The organism is Pseudaeromonas sharmana, assembly GCF_042649925.1.
Taxonomy (GTDB): domain Bacteria; phylum Pseudomonadota; class Gammaproteobacteria; order Enterobacterales; family Aeromonadaceae; genus Pseudaeromonas; species Pseudaeromonas sharmana.
The window spans coordinates 164096-180118 of sequence record NZ_JBHSAF010000003.1 but is presented as its reverse complement, the minus strand read 5'-3'; the positions used below and the strand labels follow the sequence as shown (position 1 = coordinate 180118).

General features: G+C 57.9%; 15 protein-coding genes. 8 read left to right on the top strand and 7 right to left on the bottom strand.

The features are described 5' to 3' along the window. Positions 1 to 7: 7 nt before the first annotated feature. The 4 genes from livG to ACFOSS_RS05720 form a co-directional block, all read right to left on the bottom strand. The gene (livG, locus tag ACFOSS_RS05735; RefSeq protein WP_377151181.1) at positions 8 to 772 is read right to left on the bottom strand and encodes a high-affinity branched-chain amino acid ABC transporter ATP-binding protein LivG; all 765 of its coding nucleotides are present in this window, start codon (positions 770 to 772) and stop codon (positions 8 to 10) included. Next, a complete protein-coding gene (gene livM, locus ACFOSS_RS05730; RefSeq protein WP_377151180.1) occupies positions 769 to 2019 on the bottom strand; it encodes a high-affinity branched-chain amino acid ABC transporter permease LivM in 1251 nt (416 codons plus the stop codon). Before livM ends, livG begins: the two co-directional genes overlap by 4 nt. Then, positions 2016 to 2939, bottom strand: a complete 924-nt coding sequence (gene livH, locus ACFOSS_RS05725) for a high-affinity branched-chain amino acid ABC transporter permease LivH (RefSeq protein ID WP_377151179.1) — start codon at positions 2937 to 2939, stop codon at positions 2016 to 2018. Before livH ends, livM begins: the two co-directional genes overlap by 4 nt. Positions 2940 to 3044: 105 nt before the next feature. Beyond that, the gene (locus tag ACFOSS_RS05720; RefSeq protein WP_377151178.1) at positions 3045 to 4163 is read right to left on the bottom strand and encodes a branched-chain amino acid ABC transporter substrate-binding protein; all 1119 of its coding nucleotides are present in this window, start codon (positions 4161 to 4163) and stop codon (positions 3045 to 3047) included. Positions 4164 to 4601: 438 nt separating this feature from the next. Between ACFOSS_RS05720 and ACFOSS_RS05715 the strand changes: the two genes are divergently transcribed. Further along, complete coding sequence (locus tag ACFOSS_RS05715; protein WP_377151177.1) at positions 4602 to 5612, top strand: substrate-binding domain-containing protein; 1011 nt, start codon at positions 4602 to 4604, stop codon at positions 5610 to 5612. 82 nt (positions 5613 to 5694) lie between these two features. Here ACFOSS_RS05715 and ACFOSS_RS05710 read toward each other — a convergent pair whose 3' ends face one another. Next, entirely contained in the window at positions 5695 to 6372 is a 678-nt protein-coding gene (locus tag ACFOSS_RS05710) for a TetR/AcrR family transcriptional regulator (RefSeq protein WP_377151175.1), read from the bottom strand. Positions 6373 to 6645: 273 nt separating this feature from the next. On the opposite strand from ACFOSS_RS05710, the gene rfaD reads away from it, so the two are divergent. The 5 genes from rfaD (at position 6646) to waaA (ending at position 12221) form a co-directional block, all read left to right on the top strand. Next, positions 6646 to 7602 (top strand): ADP-glyceromanno-heptose 6-epimerase, encoded by a 957-nt coding sequence (gene rfaD, locus ACFOSS_RS05705; RefSeq protein WP_377151173.1) that lies wholly within the window; start codon positions 6646 to 6648, stop codon positions 7600 to 7602. Positions 7603 to 7676: 74 nt separating this feature from the next. Then, positions 7677 to 8726 carry a polysaccharide pyruvyl transferase family protein gene (locus ACFOSS_RS05700; RefSeq protein ID WP_377151171.1) on the top strand — a complete coding sequence of 350 codons (1050 nt, stop codon included), beginning with the start codon at positions 7677 to 7679 and terminating at the stop codon, positions 8724 to 8726. 14 nt (positions 8727 to 8740) lie between these two features. After that, entirely contained in the window at positions 8741 to 9835 is a 1095-nt protein-coding gene (locus ACFOSS_RS05695; RefSeq protein WP_377151170.1) for a glycosyltransferase family 9 protein, read from the top strand. After that, on the top strand, positions 9832 to 10878 hold the full coding sequence (waaF, locus tag ACFOSS_RS05690) for a lipopolysaccharide heptosyltransferase II (protein ID WP_377151169.1): 1047 nt from the start codon (positions 9832 to 9834) through the stop codon (positions 10876 to 10878). Before ACFOSS_RS05695 ends, waaF begins: the two co-directional genes overlap by 4 nt. 77 nt (positions 10879 to 10955) lie before the next feature. Next, positions 10956 to 12221 carry a lipid IV(A) 3-deoxy-D-manno-octulosonic acid transferase gene (waaA, locus tag ACFOSS_RS05685; RefSeq protein ID WP_377151222.1) on the top strand — a complete coding sequence of 422 codons (1266 nt, stop codon included), beginning with the start codon at positions 10956 to 10958 and terminating at the stop codon, positions 12219 to 12221. A gap of 1 nt (position 12222) precedes the next feature. On the opposite strand, the gene ACFOSS_RS05680 is transcribed toward waaA, so the two are convergent. Next, positions 12223 to 12942: a 3-deoxy-D-manno-octulosonic acid kinase gene (locus tag ACFOSS_RS05680; protein WP_377151168.1), complete on the bottom strand. Its 720-nt coding sequence runs from the start codon at positions 12940 to 12942 to the stop codon at positions 12223 to 12225. 89 nt (positions 12943 to 13031) lie between these two features. Between ACFOSS_RS05680 and ACFOSS_RS05675 the strand changes: the two genes are divergently transcribed. Beyond that, on the top strand, positions 13032 to 14099 hold the full coding sequence (locus ACFOSS_RS05675; protein WP_377151167.1) for a glycosyltransferase family 9 protein: 1068 nt from the start codon (positions 13032 to 13034) through the stop codon (positions 14097 to 14099). Further along, positions 14096 to 14878 carry a glycosyltransferase family 2 protein gene (locus tag ACFOSS_RS05670; RefSeq protein WP_377151166.1) on the top strand — a complete coding sequence of 261 codons (783 nt, stop codon included), beginning with the start codon at positions 14096 to 14098 and terminating at the stop codon, positions 14876 to 14878. Before ACFOSS_RS05675 ends, ACFOSS_RS05670 begins: the two co-directional genes overlap by 4 nt. Positions 14879 to 14896: 18 nt before the next feature. Here the strand turns inward: ACFOSS_RS05670 and ACFOSS_RS05665 are convergent, their stop codons facing one another. Continuing rightward, positions 14897 to 15925, bottom strand: a complete 1029-nt coding sequence (locus ACFOSS_RS05665) for a glycosyltransferase family 9 protein (RefSeq protein ID WP_377151165.1) — start codon at positions 15923 to 15925, stop codon at positions 14897 to 14899. Positions 15926 to 16023 lie beyond the last annotated feature (98 nt).

Here is a 16023-nt window from a genome sequence, read left to right as displayed (position 1 = left end):
GGATACCTCAAAACTCGCCCAGGTAGGCCTTGATGACGGCCGGGTTGCTCTTGACCTCATCCGGCTTGCCATCGGCCAGCGGACAGCCCTGGTTGACAACATAGATATGGTCGGAAATCTCCATGACCAGCTTCATGTCGTGTTCAATCAGCAGCACTGAGACACCAAACTCATCGCGCAACTGACGGATCAGATCGTCGAGATCGTGCGTCTCCTTCGGGTTCAGACCTGCAGCCGGTTCATCCAGCATCAGCAGCTTGGGCTGGGTACACATGCAACGTGCAATCTCGAGACGACGTTGCTGGCCATAGGCCAGCCCGGTTGCCGGGCGGTTGGCCAGTTCGGTCAAGCCAATCCGATCCAGCCAGTAGGCAGCGCGGTCCAGCGCCTCGGCCTCCGCACGACGAAATGCCGGCGTCTTGACAATCCCCTGCAAAAAACCACCATGCATATGGCGATGCTGGGCCACCAGCAGGTTCTCCAGCGCCGTCATCTCCTTGAACAGACGCACGTGCTGGAAGGTCCGGACGACGCCTTTACGGGCAATCTCATGCCCCGGCAGGCCCTGAATCTCCTCGCCGGCGTAACGGATAACCCCTTCAGTAGGACGATAAAAACCGGTCAGGCAGTTGAATACCGTCGTCTTCCCGGCGCCATTCGGGCCGATGATCGAGACGATCTGCTTCTCCTCGACCTCCAGGGCCACCTTATTGACCGCCACCAGGCCGCCGAAACGCATGGTGAGGTCTGAGACTTCCAACATCTTGCTCATTTACGCAACTCCATGTGCTGACGCGTCATCGGCAACAGACCCTGTGGCCGCCACAGCATCATCAGCACCATCAACAACCCGAACATCACCATGCGGTACTCATTGAACTCGCGGGCCACTTCCGGCAATACCGTCATGACGATCGCTGCCAGCACGATCCCGAACTGGGACCCCATCCCCCCCAACACGACGATTGCCAGGATGATGGCCGACTCGATGAAGGTGAACGACTCCGGACTGATAAAGCCCTGCCGAGCGGCGAAGAAGCTGCCGGCGAACCCGGCAAAGGCGGCGCCGATGGCAAAGGCACTGAGCTTGATAAAGGTTGGATTCAGCCCCAGCGAACGACAGGCGATCTCATCCTCACGCAACGCTTCCCAGGCTCGCCCCAGCGGCATGCGCAACAAACGGTTGATGATGAACAGCGTCAACAGCACCAGCATCACCGCCATCAGGTAGAGAAAGATCACTTTATGATCCGCCACATACTTGATACCGAAGAATTGGTGGAATGTTTGTCCCCCTTCGTCGGCCTTGCGCGCAAATTCAAGGCCAAACAGCGTCGGCTTGGGAATCCCGGAGATACCGTTCGGGCCGCCGGTGATGGTGTTGAGATTGTTCAGCAAGATGCGGATCACTTCACCAAAGCCGAGCGTGACGATCGCCAGATAGTCCCCGCGCAGACGCAGGACCGGGAATCCAAGCAGGAAACCAAAACCTGCGGCCAACAGACCCGCCAACGGCAGCGCTTCCCAGAACCCGAGGCCGAAGTACTGGTTCAGCAGTGCATAGCTGTAAGCACCGACAGCATAGAAGCCGACATAGCCCAGATCGAGCAGACCGGCCAGACCGACCTGCACGTTCAGCCCCAAACCCAGCATCACATAGATCAGCGTCAGCGTAGCCAGGTCGACAACGCTGCGGCTGGCGACAAACGGCAGTGCGATCAGCAACAACAGCATAATCAGTGAGCCGATGCGATATAGCATCGGTTTGTTACTCTTGCTCGGCAGCACCAGCTTGGGAGTGCGAGCACCGATTCCCGCAAACAATCCCAGGATCTGATCGCGAAACAACTGGAAGAAAAAGACGATGGCAGTGCCAGTGAAGATGGCGACGCCGTTGTGCTGCAACTGACTGACCACTGTCAAGCCTATGCCTTCGGCCTGCATCTGGAAGCCGAACAGCCACAACGTCAGCAGCAGGGTCAATCCCGCAGCAATACAGGCTGGTTTGAAATGCATCATACCTTCTCCACTTCCGGGCGACCGAGGATTCCGGTCGGCATGAACAACAGTATGCCCAGCAGCAGTGCGAAGGCGACCACGTCCTTATACTCCGAGCTCAGATAGCCAGAGGTCAGGGCTTCGGTCACTCCGAGGATCAAGCCGCCAATCATGGCGCCAGGAATCGAGCCGATGCCCCCAAGGACGGCCGCCGTGAACGCCTTCAAACCCGCCATGAAACCGATGGAGGGGTTAATCACGCCGTAGTACATTCCCAGCAAAACCCCGGCGACCGAGGCCAGCGCCGCACCGATGACGAAAGTCAGGGCGATGACATTATTGGTGTTGATGCCCAGCAGGTTGGCCATCTTGATGTCCTCGGCACAGGCTCGGCAGGCACGTCCCATCCGGGAACGGCTGATGAACTGGGTCAGACCATACATGGAGATGAACGTCACGGCGAAGATGATGATCTGCATCCATGAGAGGCTGGCCGAGAATTGCTCGGGGCCAAACTCAAAACCGCCACTGATGATCGCCGGCATGGCGATGTCTCGCGAGCCCTGGGCAAAACGCACCACGTTTTGCAGGAAGATCGACATCCCGATCGCGGAGATCAGCGGGATCAGACGGTTGCTGCCACGCAGTGGACGATAGGCGACACGCTCTATCGTCCACCCGAAGCAACTGGTGATGATGATCGACACCACAAACGCCGAGCCCATCAGCAGGACGGCACTGTCGAGGCCCATCATCATTAGCACAGCCATCACCATGAAGGCCACATAGGAGCCAATCATGTAAATTTCGCCGTGCGCGAAGTTAATCATGCCGATGATACCGTAGACCATGGTGTAGCCGATGGCGATCAGCGCATAGGTACTGCCAATGGTCAGGCCATTGAGCAGTTGCTGGATAAAATAAAAAAATTGTTCAGACATAGCGAATTCCTGTGCACCCGATGGATTCAGGTGCGCCCCATTAAACCGGGACGATAAATGAAGGGGCAGCCAACTGCCGCCCCTTCACCGATGACGCAAACGCGATTACTTCAGCGTGGAAGAGGAACCATCCTTGTGCCATTGGAAGACCCCGAATTCGAAGCCCTTCAGGTCACCCTTGGTATCCCATTGCAGATCGCCCATGACCGTTGGCGTTGAGCCCGCCTTCAGGGCCTTGGCAACAGCGGCAGGATCATCACCCGCCTGCTTGATACCGGCGACCAGAGACTGCACGGCGGCATAGGTGGTCCAAATGAACGGACCGGACGGATCCTGCTTGTTCGCTTTCAGTGCCTCGACCAGCTTGGCATTTGCCGCTTCCTGATCATAACGCTTCGGCAGGGTCACCAGCAGGCCTTCGGAGGCCGGGCCAGCAATCGCGGAGATATCCTTGTTGCCTACCCCTTCCGGACCCATGAACTTGGCCTTGAGGCCCTTCTCGGCGGCCTGACGCAGGATCAGCCCCAGCTCAGGGTGATAACCACCGTAGTAGACGAAATCGACGTTATCTTTCTTCAGCTTGGCAATCTGCGCAGAGAAGTCTTTATCGCCAGTGGTGATCCCTTCGAACGAGACTACATTGACCCCTGCCTTCTTCAGCTCGTCACGCACGCTGGTCGCGATGCCTTCACCGTACTGCTTCTTGTCGTGAATGATGGCGACGGTCTTCGGCTTGACGGCATCGATGACATAACGGGCTGCCGTTGGGCCTTGGTCGCTATCCAGGCCGATGGTACGCATCACCATCTCATAACCGCGGTCACTGACCTTGGGGCTGGTCGAGGCCGGGGTAATCATCAGAATGCCTTCATCCTCGTAGACATCGGATGCAGCCAGGGTGCTGTCAGAGCAGAGGTGGCCAACGACAAACTTGACGCCATCGTTGACGATCTTGTTCGCTACCGCGACGGCCTGTTTCGGATCACAGGCGTCATCATAGAGCACGGCTTCGATTTTCTTGCCATCGATACCACCGGCCTTGTTGATCTCTTCCACCGCCAGCTTGCCACCGGCAAACTCCATATCACCATATTGCGCCACCGGGCCAGTCTGCGGACCGGCGATCGCGATTTTGATGGTCTCTTCGGCAAACGCCTGAGCGGCGACGGTTGACAAGCCAACAGCCACGGCGGCCGCCAGCACATTCTTTGTCCATTTACTCATGTTCTTCCCTCTGATTCTTGTCGATTATGTGCTTTGCGCTTTTTTGGTAGAGTCTGCTGTGATTCAGTGACCCTTACAGCGTTTTCTATCATTGCGACGGGAGGCACACAAGAGAGGGAGTTGAAAATTTTCTTTTATAATTCAGGTAATTACCATAGTAATAAATCTGACAAATTCGACAATATCAGAAGTAATAACCAAACAAATAAAAATAACGCCAGATTATTCTGAAACAAAAAGGACAAAAGGCAGGATATTAATCTGCCACAAGCCGTCATTTTCTGAGCAGGAACGCGGGGTGGGATATCCGCCCGTATGGCACCAGCTCAGGGTTTTTCACCTATATTCATCGGCAGAGGGAAGCATGAGAATTATCTCTCAACTTTCCGGTACAATATCTGCTAATTTCTGCAACCCTTTTCATACCGGAGATGCCTGATGGCTACCATCAAAGATGTCGCGGCCCGCGCCGGGGTTTCCATCTCGACTGTTTCACACGTATTGAACCACACACGACGTGTCAGCGAAGAGGCGACGCGCAATGTACTGGAAGCCGTCAACGCGCTGAACTATGCCCCCAACTCGGTCGCACGGAGCCTGAAGGTCAACAACACGCGGACCATAGGCTTGCTGGTCACGGCCAGCGCCAATCCCTTCTTTGCCGAAGTGGTCAAAGGCGTTGAAGATTATTGCTTCAATCAGGGCTACAGCCTGATCTTATGCAATACCGAAAACCAGCTGGAGCGTCAGCGGCACTATCTACGCATGTTGATGGAAAAGCGCGTCGATGGGCTCTTGGTGATCTGTACCGATATGGATGACGAGATCCAGGCATTGCTACGCAGTTACCAGCATGTGCCACAGGTCGTGATGGATTGGGGCGGGCGCTGTGACTTTGCCAATGTCATCAATGACAATGTGCGTACTGGAGCCTATCTGGCAGGGAAATATCTGGTGGAGCAAGGCCACCGGCAGATAGCCTGTATCACTGGGCAACTGGCCAAACAAACCACTCAGCTCCGCCTGGATGGCGTTCGCGATGCGTTGGCCGAAGCGGGGCTCGAACTGGCCGCGGAGAATATCCTCGAAGGGGATTACGAGATGCAGAGCGGCTTTGACGCCATGCAACGCCTGATCGCGCGCCCGACTCGTCCCACCGCCGTCTTCGCGTTTGATGATCCCATGGCGATCGGTGCCATCTGTGCGGCGACTCAGGCCGGTCTGAAGGTGCCGGAGGATATCTCCATGGTCGGCTATGACGATGTCGAAATGGCACGCTTCTCCAGTCCACCGCTGACAACCATTCGTCACCCCAAAGCCGAGCTTGGGGCCCACGCGGTTGAACTCCTGGTCAGCCGCATCCGCAACAAGGAGCAGACGGCCGAAGCCGTCGACGTACAACCGGAATTGATCATTCGACATTCGGTCGCCGCACCGCGACAAAACTGAGCTGGTGCGGGATCCAGACACAATAAAGGGCGGCTCTCGGGCCGCCCTTTGTCTTGCTGTTTTTAAACCAGTCTCTTAGCTGTCAGGCATCAACGCCCTCTTTGACACGGCTCTGGCTGGCCTTGTCTTGAAAGTACTGTTCCAACTGTCTGAGTTCATCGAGTGCCTCAGGCGCCATATACGGCCGAAACATAAAGAAAACCCGCGGCACCACGCCATAAACCATCGCCTTGGTAATGTTGCCTCCCGGCGTCAGGGTGTGCAGATAGGCCGGCCAGAAAATCAGCACCTGTTTCATCAGATGCAACAGCGCGTCCAGATCCTCATCATTGGCCAGCAGAATACCCTGTGCCCGCAGACCCAGCAGATGGCGAGTCATCAGCCCGTAGACCGGCTCCTGAATCTGGCGGTATTTCTCCGCCATAACGACATCGCGACTCAGGATGTCAGGCAGATTCTCGTAGATGAAACGGAACTGCCACATCAAGCCGACTACGGCCTCCATGTAACGCATACTGGTACGCAAGCCACCGACGCTTTCGCTACCGCTGTTGTCATCCAGGCCAAACAACAGATTCAGTTGCTCAGCATAACGATCGAAAATCGCCTGGATGATGTCCTCTTTATTCCGGAAGTGATAATAGAGGTTGCCAGGACTCATCCCCAAATGAGCCGCAATGTGATTGGTGGTCACGTTCTGTTCACCCTGCAGGTTGAACAGTTCGATCGCCGCATGGATGATCTTATCTTTAGTTTTCATATTCACCCTTATGAATAAAGGCTAGCGTTCTCCCCGGAGAACAAGCCACAAACTGTGCTGTGCGAGCTCTAAGCGGCTCTTTTTATTGCGCAAGTTGTTATTAGGTAACTTGCTCTTTTCATATTAGCACCGCACGGCAATACCGCTGCGATCTTGAATAAAACTTGAATAAATCGCACGCGAACGGTTGCCGGTTTCGCGGTAGCGATATCGCCATGGTAAACTCGCGCTCAACAATTCAGGTCGTCATGACGTACTACGAGGCAACAGCTTATGATCATCGTCACGGGTGGAGCCGGCTTCATCGGCAGCAATCTCATCAAACTTCTCAATCAGGCCGGTCACAAGAATATTGTGGTGGTAGATGACCTGACCGATGGCACCAAGTTCGCCAACCTTGTCGACCTCGATATTGCCGACTACATCGACAAGGACGAGTTCATCGCCCGTGTCATGGCCGGTGATGCCTTCGAGGAGTGGGACGAAATAGAGGTGATCTTCCATGAAGGCGCCTGCTCAGCCACCACAGAGTGGAACGGCAAGTTTGTCATGGAGGTCAACTACGAGTACTCCAAGAGCCTGCTGCACTTTTGCGTGGCGCGCGGCATCCCGTTCATCTATGCCTCATCCGCGGCGACTTACGGTGGCCGCAACGACAACTTCATCGAGGATCGCCGTTTCGAGCAGCCGTTGAACGTCTATGGATATTCCAAGTTCCTGTTTGACGAATACGTACGTCGTCTGCTGCCGACCACCAACAGCCAGATCGTCGGTCTCAAATATTTCAACGTTTACGGCCCGCGTGAACAACACAAGGGCAGCATGGCCAGCGTGGCCTTCCACCTGAATAACCAGATGAAGGACGGACAGAATCCGAAATTGTTCGAGGGCTGTGATGGCTTTGGCAATGGCGGCCAGATGCGGGATTTCGTCTATGTCGAAGACGTCTGCAAGGTCAATATCTGGTTCTGGAAGAACGCCGGCAAATCGGGGATCTACAACTGTGGTACCGGGCGTGCCGAACCCTTCCTGAACGTGGCCGAAGCCGTGGTCAAACATCACGGGCATGGCCAGGTCGAATTCATTCCGTTTCCGGATCACCTCAAGGGCCGTTACCAGAGCTACACCCAGGCCGACTTGACCAAACTCAGAGCCACCGGATGCGATGTGCAGTTCCGTTCCGTCGCCGACGGTGTCGCGGAATACATGGAATGGCTGAACAAGCCTTGATCCTCTTCTGATGGCGGCACAACCAGCTGGACGCCGCCAGCAGACCCTTTAATTACTGCGATGAAGCCAAACCTATGAACATTGTTTTTTCAACGACCCGCCAGTGGAACCCAGGTGATGAATTTATTCTGATGGGGTGTATGAACCTGCTGCGCAAGCACCTCGGCGATTTCAACCCTGTCATCTACAACCGTAACCCGCAAATCCGCCGGGCCAGACGGCATGATTTCGTCAAGAAGATCGACAACCTGCTCGGGCGCGACTTCATCGAGAAATTCCTCGATAACTCGGTTAAAGATCGGCTGCCGATGGATTATGCCGATATGGTGGTCTTTGCCGGTTCGCCGGAGTGGCGTGGCCTGCGCATGAACAAGCTGTACCGTTCGATTCTTGAGTATCAGCTGCCAACGCTGTTTCTAGGCATCGGTACCAGCGGCCGCTTTACCTTCGATGAAACTCACTTCACCGCCGATGAGATGCGCGTATTCAAAGCGGCAAAGTTGATCACCTGTCGCGACGAAGACACCCGCTTGAGCCTGTCACCGCTGCCGGTGCACCAGATACCATGTCCGGCGCTGTTTTCCAGCCGCGAGCAACGGGTCGTCAAGCAGGTCAAGCGCATCGGTTTAATCTACGGCACTAAATCTGCCGTGGCCTGCAATAACGTGTCAGACGCGACACACGACTATCTGATGCGGATTTATAACCACATACTGCAGCAGTATGGCAATCAGTATGAGATCGAGTTTGTTGCCCATTACATCGATGAGTTGAGCCCGTTCCAGCAGGACTTCCCGGGGCAAACCCTGCGCTACTCTTTCGATTCCCGAGATTACCTGGATATCTTCGGTCGCTACGATCTCGTCATCGGCCATCGTGTACACGGCATCGGCATGAGCGCATCGCAGGGGACGCCAGGCATCATGATTGCTCATGACCCGCGCGCCTCTACCGTCAAGGGGTTCCGTGCTGCCATGGTTCCGGTCGGCGAAGCGCTGTCCACTCTGGACAACCTGATCCGGGAGCGTCTGGAGAACATTTCCGAATTCAGCCAACAGCTGCTCGAGCACAAGGCAGCCACCGAGGCGGTATACCTTGAGCGCTTCGGCGCAGCAGGCATCTGAAGCGGAATGCCGAGATGATGAAAGCAATATCCCATGCCCTGCAACACCGTCGCGATCTGTGGCGTAGACAGCTGGGTATCTGGCTGTTCGACCAACCGGTTCGCGCCTCTCGTGGAACGCCGGGCCGCGTCGTGCTGGTGCGCTGGGATGCTAAGTTCGGAGACGCTATCGTCTCGTCCTGGATCTTCGATGCTCTGCGCCAGGCTCGCCCCGGCATTCAGGTGGACGTCATCACCACGCCGGCCATGGCCTGGCTATTTCGCGATCATCTCGGCGCTGATCACGTATACGAATGTCCGAAGCGGGCTGGCTATCGCCAGTTAGCAACACTGGCGCGGGATCTGGGTTCGATTGAGTGTCTGGTTCACTTCAGCAAACAGCTGAAGATGAAAGACCTGTTTTTCCTGAGCAAGGTTAGAACCCAGCATGTTGCCGGGCTAGATGATCACTTGCAGGCCATCGATATCAAGCTGGGCAAGCGCTGTCAGGGGATGCACTTCGTTGACAAGTTCCGCCAGCTGGCGGTGGCCCTCGGTGTCACAGCATGCACCACCGATTATCGAGTGCCCTGTTTGCCGACACATGAACAGGCGGTGACTGCATTCTGGCCGACACACAGACCGGTGATTGCCGTAAATGGCTACGGGAGTGGCAAATCCAGACGCCTGACCCGAGAGAATCTACAACGGCTGATCGACCTGATCCTTACCCAAATACCGGAGGTCGATTGCTGTCTGTTGTTTGCCCCGGACAGCCGTGACGAAGTCCTGTCCCTCGTCGCCGATGCGCATAACTCCAGGCTGTTTTGCTATCCGGATAGCCAGCATATCGCCGACGCTATCGCCCAGATACGGCAAGCCAAGGCATTGATTTCAGTTGATACGGCTACGGTGCATATCGGCGTAGGTCTAAACAAACCCGTTTTTGGCCTCTACAACCCGGACACCGAAAACTTGCAGGATTGGGGACCCCGCCATGCCGCGGCAGAGGTACTAATCTCCCAGGCAACCGAGCCTCAGGATATCAATACCCTGCCCTGGGACGAGCTGGCACAACGCCTTCCCCTGTGGTGGCAGCGCACCACAGGCATAGATGAGAAAACAGCATGAAAATCCTGGTTATCGGCCCGGCCTGGGTCGGCGACATGGTGATGTCGCAGAGTCTGTACCGGCTACTGAAACAGCAGCATCCGGCCGCGCAACTGCATGTGATGGCTCCCGCCTGGTGTCTGCCGCTGCTAGCGCGGATGCCGGAAGTCGATCGCACCATCCTGATGCCGATTGGCCATGGTGCCCTCGCGCTTGCTCAACGCTGGAAGCTGGGCCGCACCCTGGCGCACGAGGAGTATGCACTGGCCATAGTGCAGCCCAACTCGCTCAAATCCGCATTGATTCCGCTGTTTGCCGGCATCCCATGCCGCCGAGGTTGGAAAGGTGAGAGCCGTTATGGTCTGTTGAATGATCTGCGCAGCAACAAGCGCGATTTCCCGCTGATGGTCCAACGCTATATGGCGCTGGCCTTTGACAAGGCGCGCATGACGTCCGCCTCCGCACTGCCACCGATTCCGTATCCGCAATTGTCTGTCGACACAGCCCAGCAGCAGGCAGCATGCCAGCGTCTGCAGCTAGATCGGACGCGACGGGTACTCGGCCTCTGTCCGGGAGCCGAATTCGGCCCGGCCAAACGCTGGCCGGAACAGCACTACGCCGCGATTGCAACGCGCTGGCTCGAACAGGGTGGCGACGTCTGGCTGATGGGCTCGGCCAAAGATAAAGAGGTCGCCGCAACCATCCGCGCCCTCTTGCCTGCGCCGACGCAGGCCCGTTGCCATATTCTCGCCGGCGAAACGTCATTAGCCGAGGCCATCGACCTGTTGGCCGCCTGTGATGTGGCCGTCTGTAACGACTCCGGATTGATGCACATCACGGCAGCGGTTGGCACCCCATTAGTTGCCGTTTACGGCTCGACCTCCACGGAATACACCCCACCGTTGAGCCACAAGGTCGAATCCTTGTTCACCGATATCGGTTGTCGTCCCTGCTTCAAGCGTCAATGTCCACTTGGACATCTCAAATGCCTGACCGAACTGGCTCCGGACCGGGTCTGGCAGGCAGTGATGCGCCTCTGTCCTGATATGACCACAGGGGCGTAAGCCCGGTGCCCGGATGGCTTGAGTCTGGCTCGCGGATGGCCGATACTGCCGGCCATCCTTCTTTCAAAGCCACTGCCATGCTCTATCGCCTGCTCTACACGCTACTGATCTATCTGGCTTCGCCGCTGGTACTGTTCGTGACATTCCGGCCACAACGCGGCAAGCCGGGCTATGGACGGCGCTGGCGCGAGTTGCTGGGCTGGATCCCGCCGCTACCCGCCACGCAATCACCGGTCTGGTTTCATACCGTCAGCGTCGGCGAATCGCTGGCCGCGATGCCGCTGATCCGTCAGTTGAAAGCCGAGCAACCGGAGCGCCCGATCCTGGTGACCACCACCACGCGCACGGGTGCAGACCAGATTGCGCGGCTGGGTGATTTGGTGGAACACCGCTACGCCCCCCTGGATTACCCGGGCGCCGTGGCCCGATTTCTCAAACGGGCTCACCCCTGCGCCCTGGTGATCATGGAAACCGAGCTGTGGCCAAACTGGCTTGCCGCCTGCGGGCAACGCCAGTTGCCGGTCGTCGTGATGAACGCCCGACTCTCCGAGCGCTCCTGTCAGCGCTACCAGAAAGTTCAGACGATTTTCAGCACCATGAGCCGTCACATTCAGCTGTTCCTGTGTCAGCATCGGGATGACGCGGCCCGATTCCTGCGTCTGGGTTTGACACCCGATCGAATTGAGATCACTGGATCGCTCAAATACGATATCCAGCTCGACGCAGAGCAAGTCGCCGCTGGCGAACAACTGCGCCGCACCCTGACCGGCCGACCGGTCTGGATAGCCGCCAGCACCCATGCTGGGGAGGATGAGTTGTTGCTGGAGCGTCTGCCGCTGATTCGGCAGACCCTACCTGACAGCCTGTTGATTCTGGTGCCCCGCCACCCGGCACGTTTCGATGCGGTCGCCAGCCTGTGCCAGGAAGCCGGGCTGACGCTGGCTCGCCGTAGCCGTCATGACCCCATCACGCCACAGACAGCCGTCTACCTGGCCGATACCATGGGTGAGATGCCCCTGCTGCTGCAGATGTGTGATTTGGCCTTCATCGGCGGCAGTCTGGTCCCCATCGGAGGGCACAATCTTCTGGAGCCAGCAAGTCTCGGCAAGCCGACCCTCATCGGCCCGCACAGTTTCAATTTCAGTGATGTGACTCGCCAACTCTGCGAACGCAAGGCTTGCCGTCAGCTGGAGGACGCCGATGCCGTTGCTGCAGCGGTGATCGCCCTGCTGCAAGATGAGGCGACCCGCCAGCAGATGGGCATGTCCGCCTTTGACGTGGTAGCGGCCAATCAGGGGGCGCTGCGCAAGACGCTGGACGCCATCCTGCGCCGGCTACCCTAGCTTAACGGCCGGCCTGATAGCCGGCCATGACATCCTGCCAGTCCGACTCCTGCCAGAAGAAAGGCACATTGCACACCAGCTCCTTGCGCAGCGAACGCAACAATCGATCCAGCATCCCCTGCTGCCACTTGCCCGGGGCTCGAACATCGCATTTGTCGAAATCGATGACCCAGAACTTACCGCTACCATCGAGCATCAAATTGTGACTGTTCAAATCAGAATGCCAAACACAGTGTTCATGCAGTTGACGGATCAGAGCCCCGACCGCCATCCACTCTTCGCGGCTCAAAGGCCGTTCCCGTAACAGGCTGACCAGATCCCGCGCCTCCGCAATGCGTTCCAGCAGGATATCGGCGCGATAACAGAGCCCTTGCCGCACCACGCGAGCCGCCACCGGCCGCGGCACCGGCAGGCCCAACTCCGCCAGATAGGTCAGCAGCGCGTATTCACGACGACAGCGTGTCCGCGCCAGGCCGCTATACAGGAAACAATCACCCAGAATCTTGCCGATCAGCCCCCCGCGCCAGTAGTGACGCAAAACCAGCGCACCGGATGGCCCTTGCACGAACCAGGTGACCCCTCGCCCGGTGGACTGGCCCAGGACCGCATCGCGCTGTTGCCAGTATGCAGGGTCGAAATAGGCCTCATTGAAGCCTGGAACGCGGGACGCGTCATACCAGCAGGTCACGGGGCCCCAGCGCTTGGTTTGCAGTTGATGCATCGAGACTCTCGTCGTGATTCAAAAGCGGGCATTTTACAACCCCGGTACGAGTTTGCATAATGCGCCCATTTGCTTTCCGGAGTTGCGTCATGCCCTTGTTCTCTTCTGCTCCCGAACGGTTGTGTCTGGTACGCCTCTCCGCTATCGGTGACTGCCTGCATGCTGTGGCGGTCGTACAAGCCATACAACGACAATGGCCGACAACCGCCATCACCTGGATCATGGGCAAGGTTGAGGCCAGCCTGCTCGGGGATCTCCCCGGGGTTGAAGTGATACCGTTCGATAAAAAAGCCGGTTGGCGCGGTTACGTACAGGTCTGGCGCCAGTTGCGAGGCCGCCGCTTTGATGCGCTGCTGCACATGCAATCGGCATTGCGCGCCAGTATGCTGACATTGGGCGTCCGTGCTCGTTACCGCCTCGGCTTCGATGCCCAGCGCGCCGGCGATGGTCAGCGCTGGTTCACCAATCATACGGTCCCCTCTCCGGCCGCGTTGCATGTGCTGGATGGCATGATGGCGTTTGCCGCCGAACTGGGGATCCGCGACCTCACCCCTCACTGGCAGATCCCGCTGGCCGCCAGCGATCGCGAATGGGCTGCCCAACAACTCGATGCCAGCCGGCCCTGTCTTCTGATTGCGCCGGCCGCGAGCAAAGCCTACAAGAATTGGACGGCCGAAGGGTATGCGACCGTGGCCGACCATGCCGCGCGCCGGGGTTTCCAGGTGTTGCTGTGCGGTGGTCCGTCCGCACTGGAGAAAACGCTGGCGGCCGAGATCGTTCAGCGCTGTTGCCACCCACCCCGTAACCTGGTCGGTCAGAGCAGCCTGAAACAGATGATGGCCTTGATTCAGCAAGTTCAGGTCGTGCTGGCACCCGATACCGGGCCGGTCCACATGGCAACAGCCGCCGGCATACCGGTGATCGCACTGTATGCCCACCACAACCCGGAACGGGTGGGTCCCTATCTGTGTCGTGACTACCTGGTCAGCGTCTATCAATCCTTGATGGAAGCCAGGAGCGGGAAACCGGTTAGCAGCTTGCCCTGGCGCAGTCGCCTCAAGGATGATCACGCCATGCAGCATATCCAGAGCGATCAGGTGATCGCCTGTTTCGACACCTTGTGTCAGCATTACGCCCTCTTGGAGCCAACATCATGACTACGCCCCTCATCGCCGCCGTTCTGATCGTGAAAAATGAAGGGCATAACCTGCGCGGCTGTCTGCAAAGCGTGGCCGACTGGGTTGACGAAATTGTCATTCTGGATTCGGGCAGCTCAGATGACACGGCGATGATCGCCGCCGAATTCAATGCCCGCTACCTGGTTGACGCCGACTGGCCAGGGTTCGGCATACAACGTCAACGCGCACAGCAGCATGTCACCGCCACCTGGTGCCTGTGGTTGGATGCCGATGAGCGCGTCACCCCGGCGCTCAAGGCCAGCGTGCAGCAGGTCTGCAGCCAGCCCGCTGGCCGCACCGTTTACAGCATACCGCGCCTGAACTGGGTGTTTGGCCGCTATATTCGTCACTCTGGCTGGTATCCAGATCGGGTTTGGCGCCTCTATCCGACGGCATTAACCCAATACAATGACGCCCTGGTGCACGAAAAGGTCATCCTCGATGCGAGCATGCACACGGCGCCCCTCGCTGGTGACTTGATTCACTACCCGTACCAGGATCTCGAACACTACCTGATAAAGTCGGCACGCTACGCCAAAGCCTGGGCCGATGGCCGCATCGCGCGGGGCAAAAAGGGCTCCTTGCTGACAGGCGCCTTGCACGCACTGGGCTGCTTCTTCCGCATGTACATCCTCCGTCTTGGCTTTCTCGACGGCAAGGCCGGGCTGCTGCTGGCCCTGCTCTCTACCCACTCCACGTTCGTCAAATATGCCGACCTGTGGATCCGGACCCGAACACCCCGGCGCTCAGTGCAGTGAGCCCCTGGCCGGCTGGCCTTAGTGCAGACCGGCCAGCCAGTCGTTCACCCGGAGCAGAACCTCTGGCATGGCGATCAGCGACATCTCCTTTTCCTTATCACTGCCCGCCGGCGGCGTGAAGGCCAGATGTCGCCCGCGTGAATTCAAGGGCTGCCAGCGCAGCGGTGTCGCCGAGCGGCGGGCCGGGAAAAAGCCCACGGTTGGCACATCCAGCGCAGCGGCAATGTGCAGAGGTCCCGTGCTACCGGCAATAAACAGCGCCGCATTGGCGATCAGCTGACAAAAATAGTCCAGCCCCTGACGGGAATGGTAGACGCGCACTTCGCCCCCCTGCGCCTGGATTAACGCCTGTAATTCGGCGGCATTCGCCTCCTCTCCGGGGCCGGCCGTCACGACACAGGGCATGCGGTGCTGCCGCTGCAGGCCCAGCACCAACTCGGCATATTGCGTCATCGACAGGTTTGTCGCCGATCCCCCCGTTCCGGCATGCACCATCATCCAGGGCATGGCAGCCTCCAACCCCAAGTCAGCCGCTGTCTTGGCGCGCACCGTCGCCAGGGTAGGTGCATCAAATTGCATGTAGGGGGGCGCAGGTTCGACGATCGCGACATCATGCTGACGCAAGAAGTGGCGAATCAGATCCAGGTTGTACTCAAATTCCGGTTTTTGCGAACGGGAACGTCGCTGCACTAGCCGGTGATTGAACAAAAATTGCGCCCATTTGGTGGCCGGTGCCAGTCGGTAACGGATCCCCGCCTGCCACAGCAGCCAGGCATTCCTGCCGTTCGAAAACAGCGCAATCGCGGCATCGAATCGCGCGGCTTGCAACTGCTGCTTGAGCTGACGCTGCGCCGGAACATCCCCATTAACACCCGGATCGAGGATGACGTCATCAATCCAGGGACAGAGTCTGGCCAACGGCGCCGTATAACTCGGCACCAGCGCGGTCACATGGCAGTCGCAGGAGGCTTTCAACATGGCAAAGCTCGGCCAGGCCAGCATGAAGTCGCCAATCTTGTCGTTGCGCACCACCAGTATTCGTTGCATCACACACTCTCCTCGTTCGGAATCGGGCTATTCTTGCCAAACCCCGTACCTTTCACAAGCCACAGCTTCTATAATCCGGCCAGCACTTTTGCCAAGGA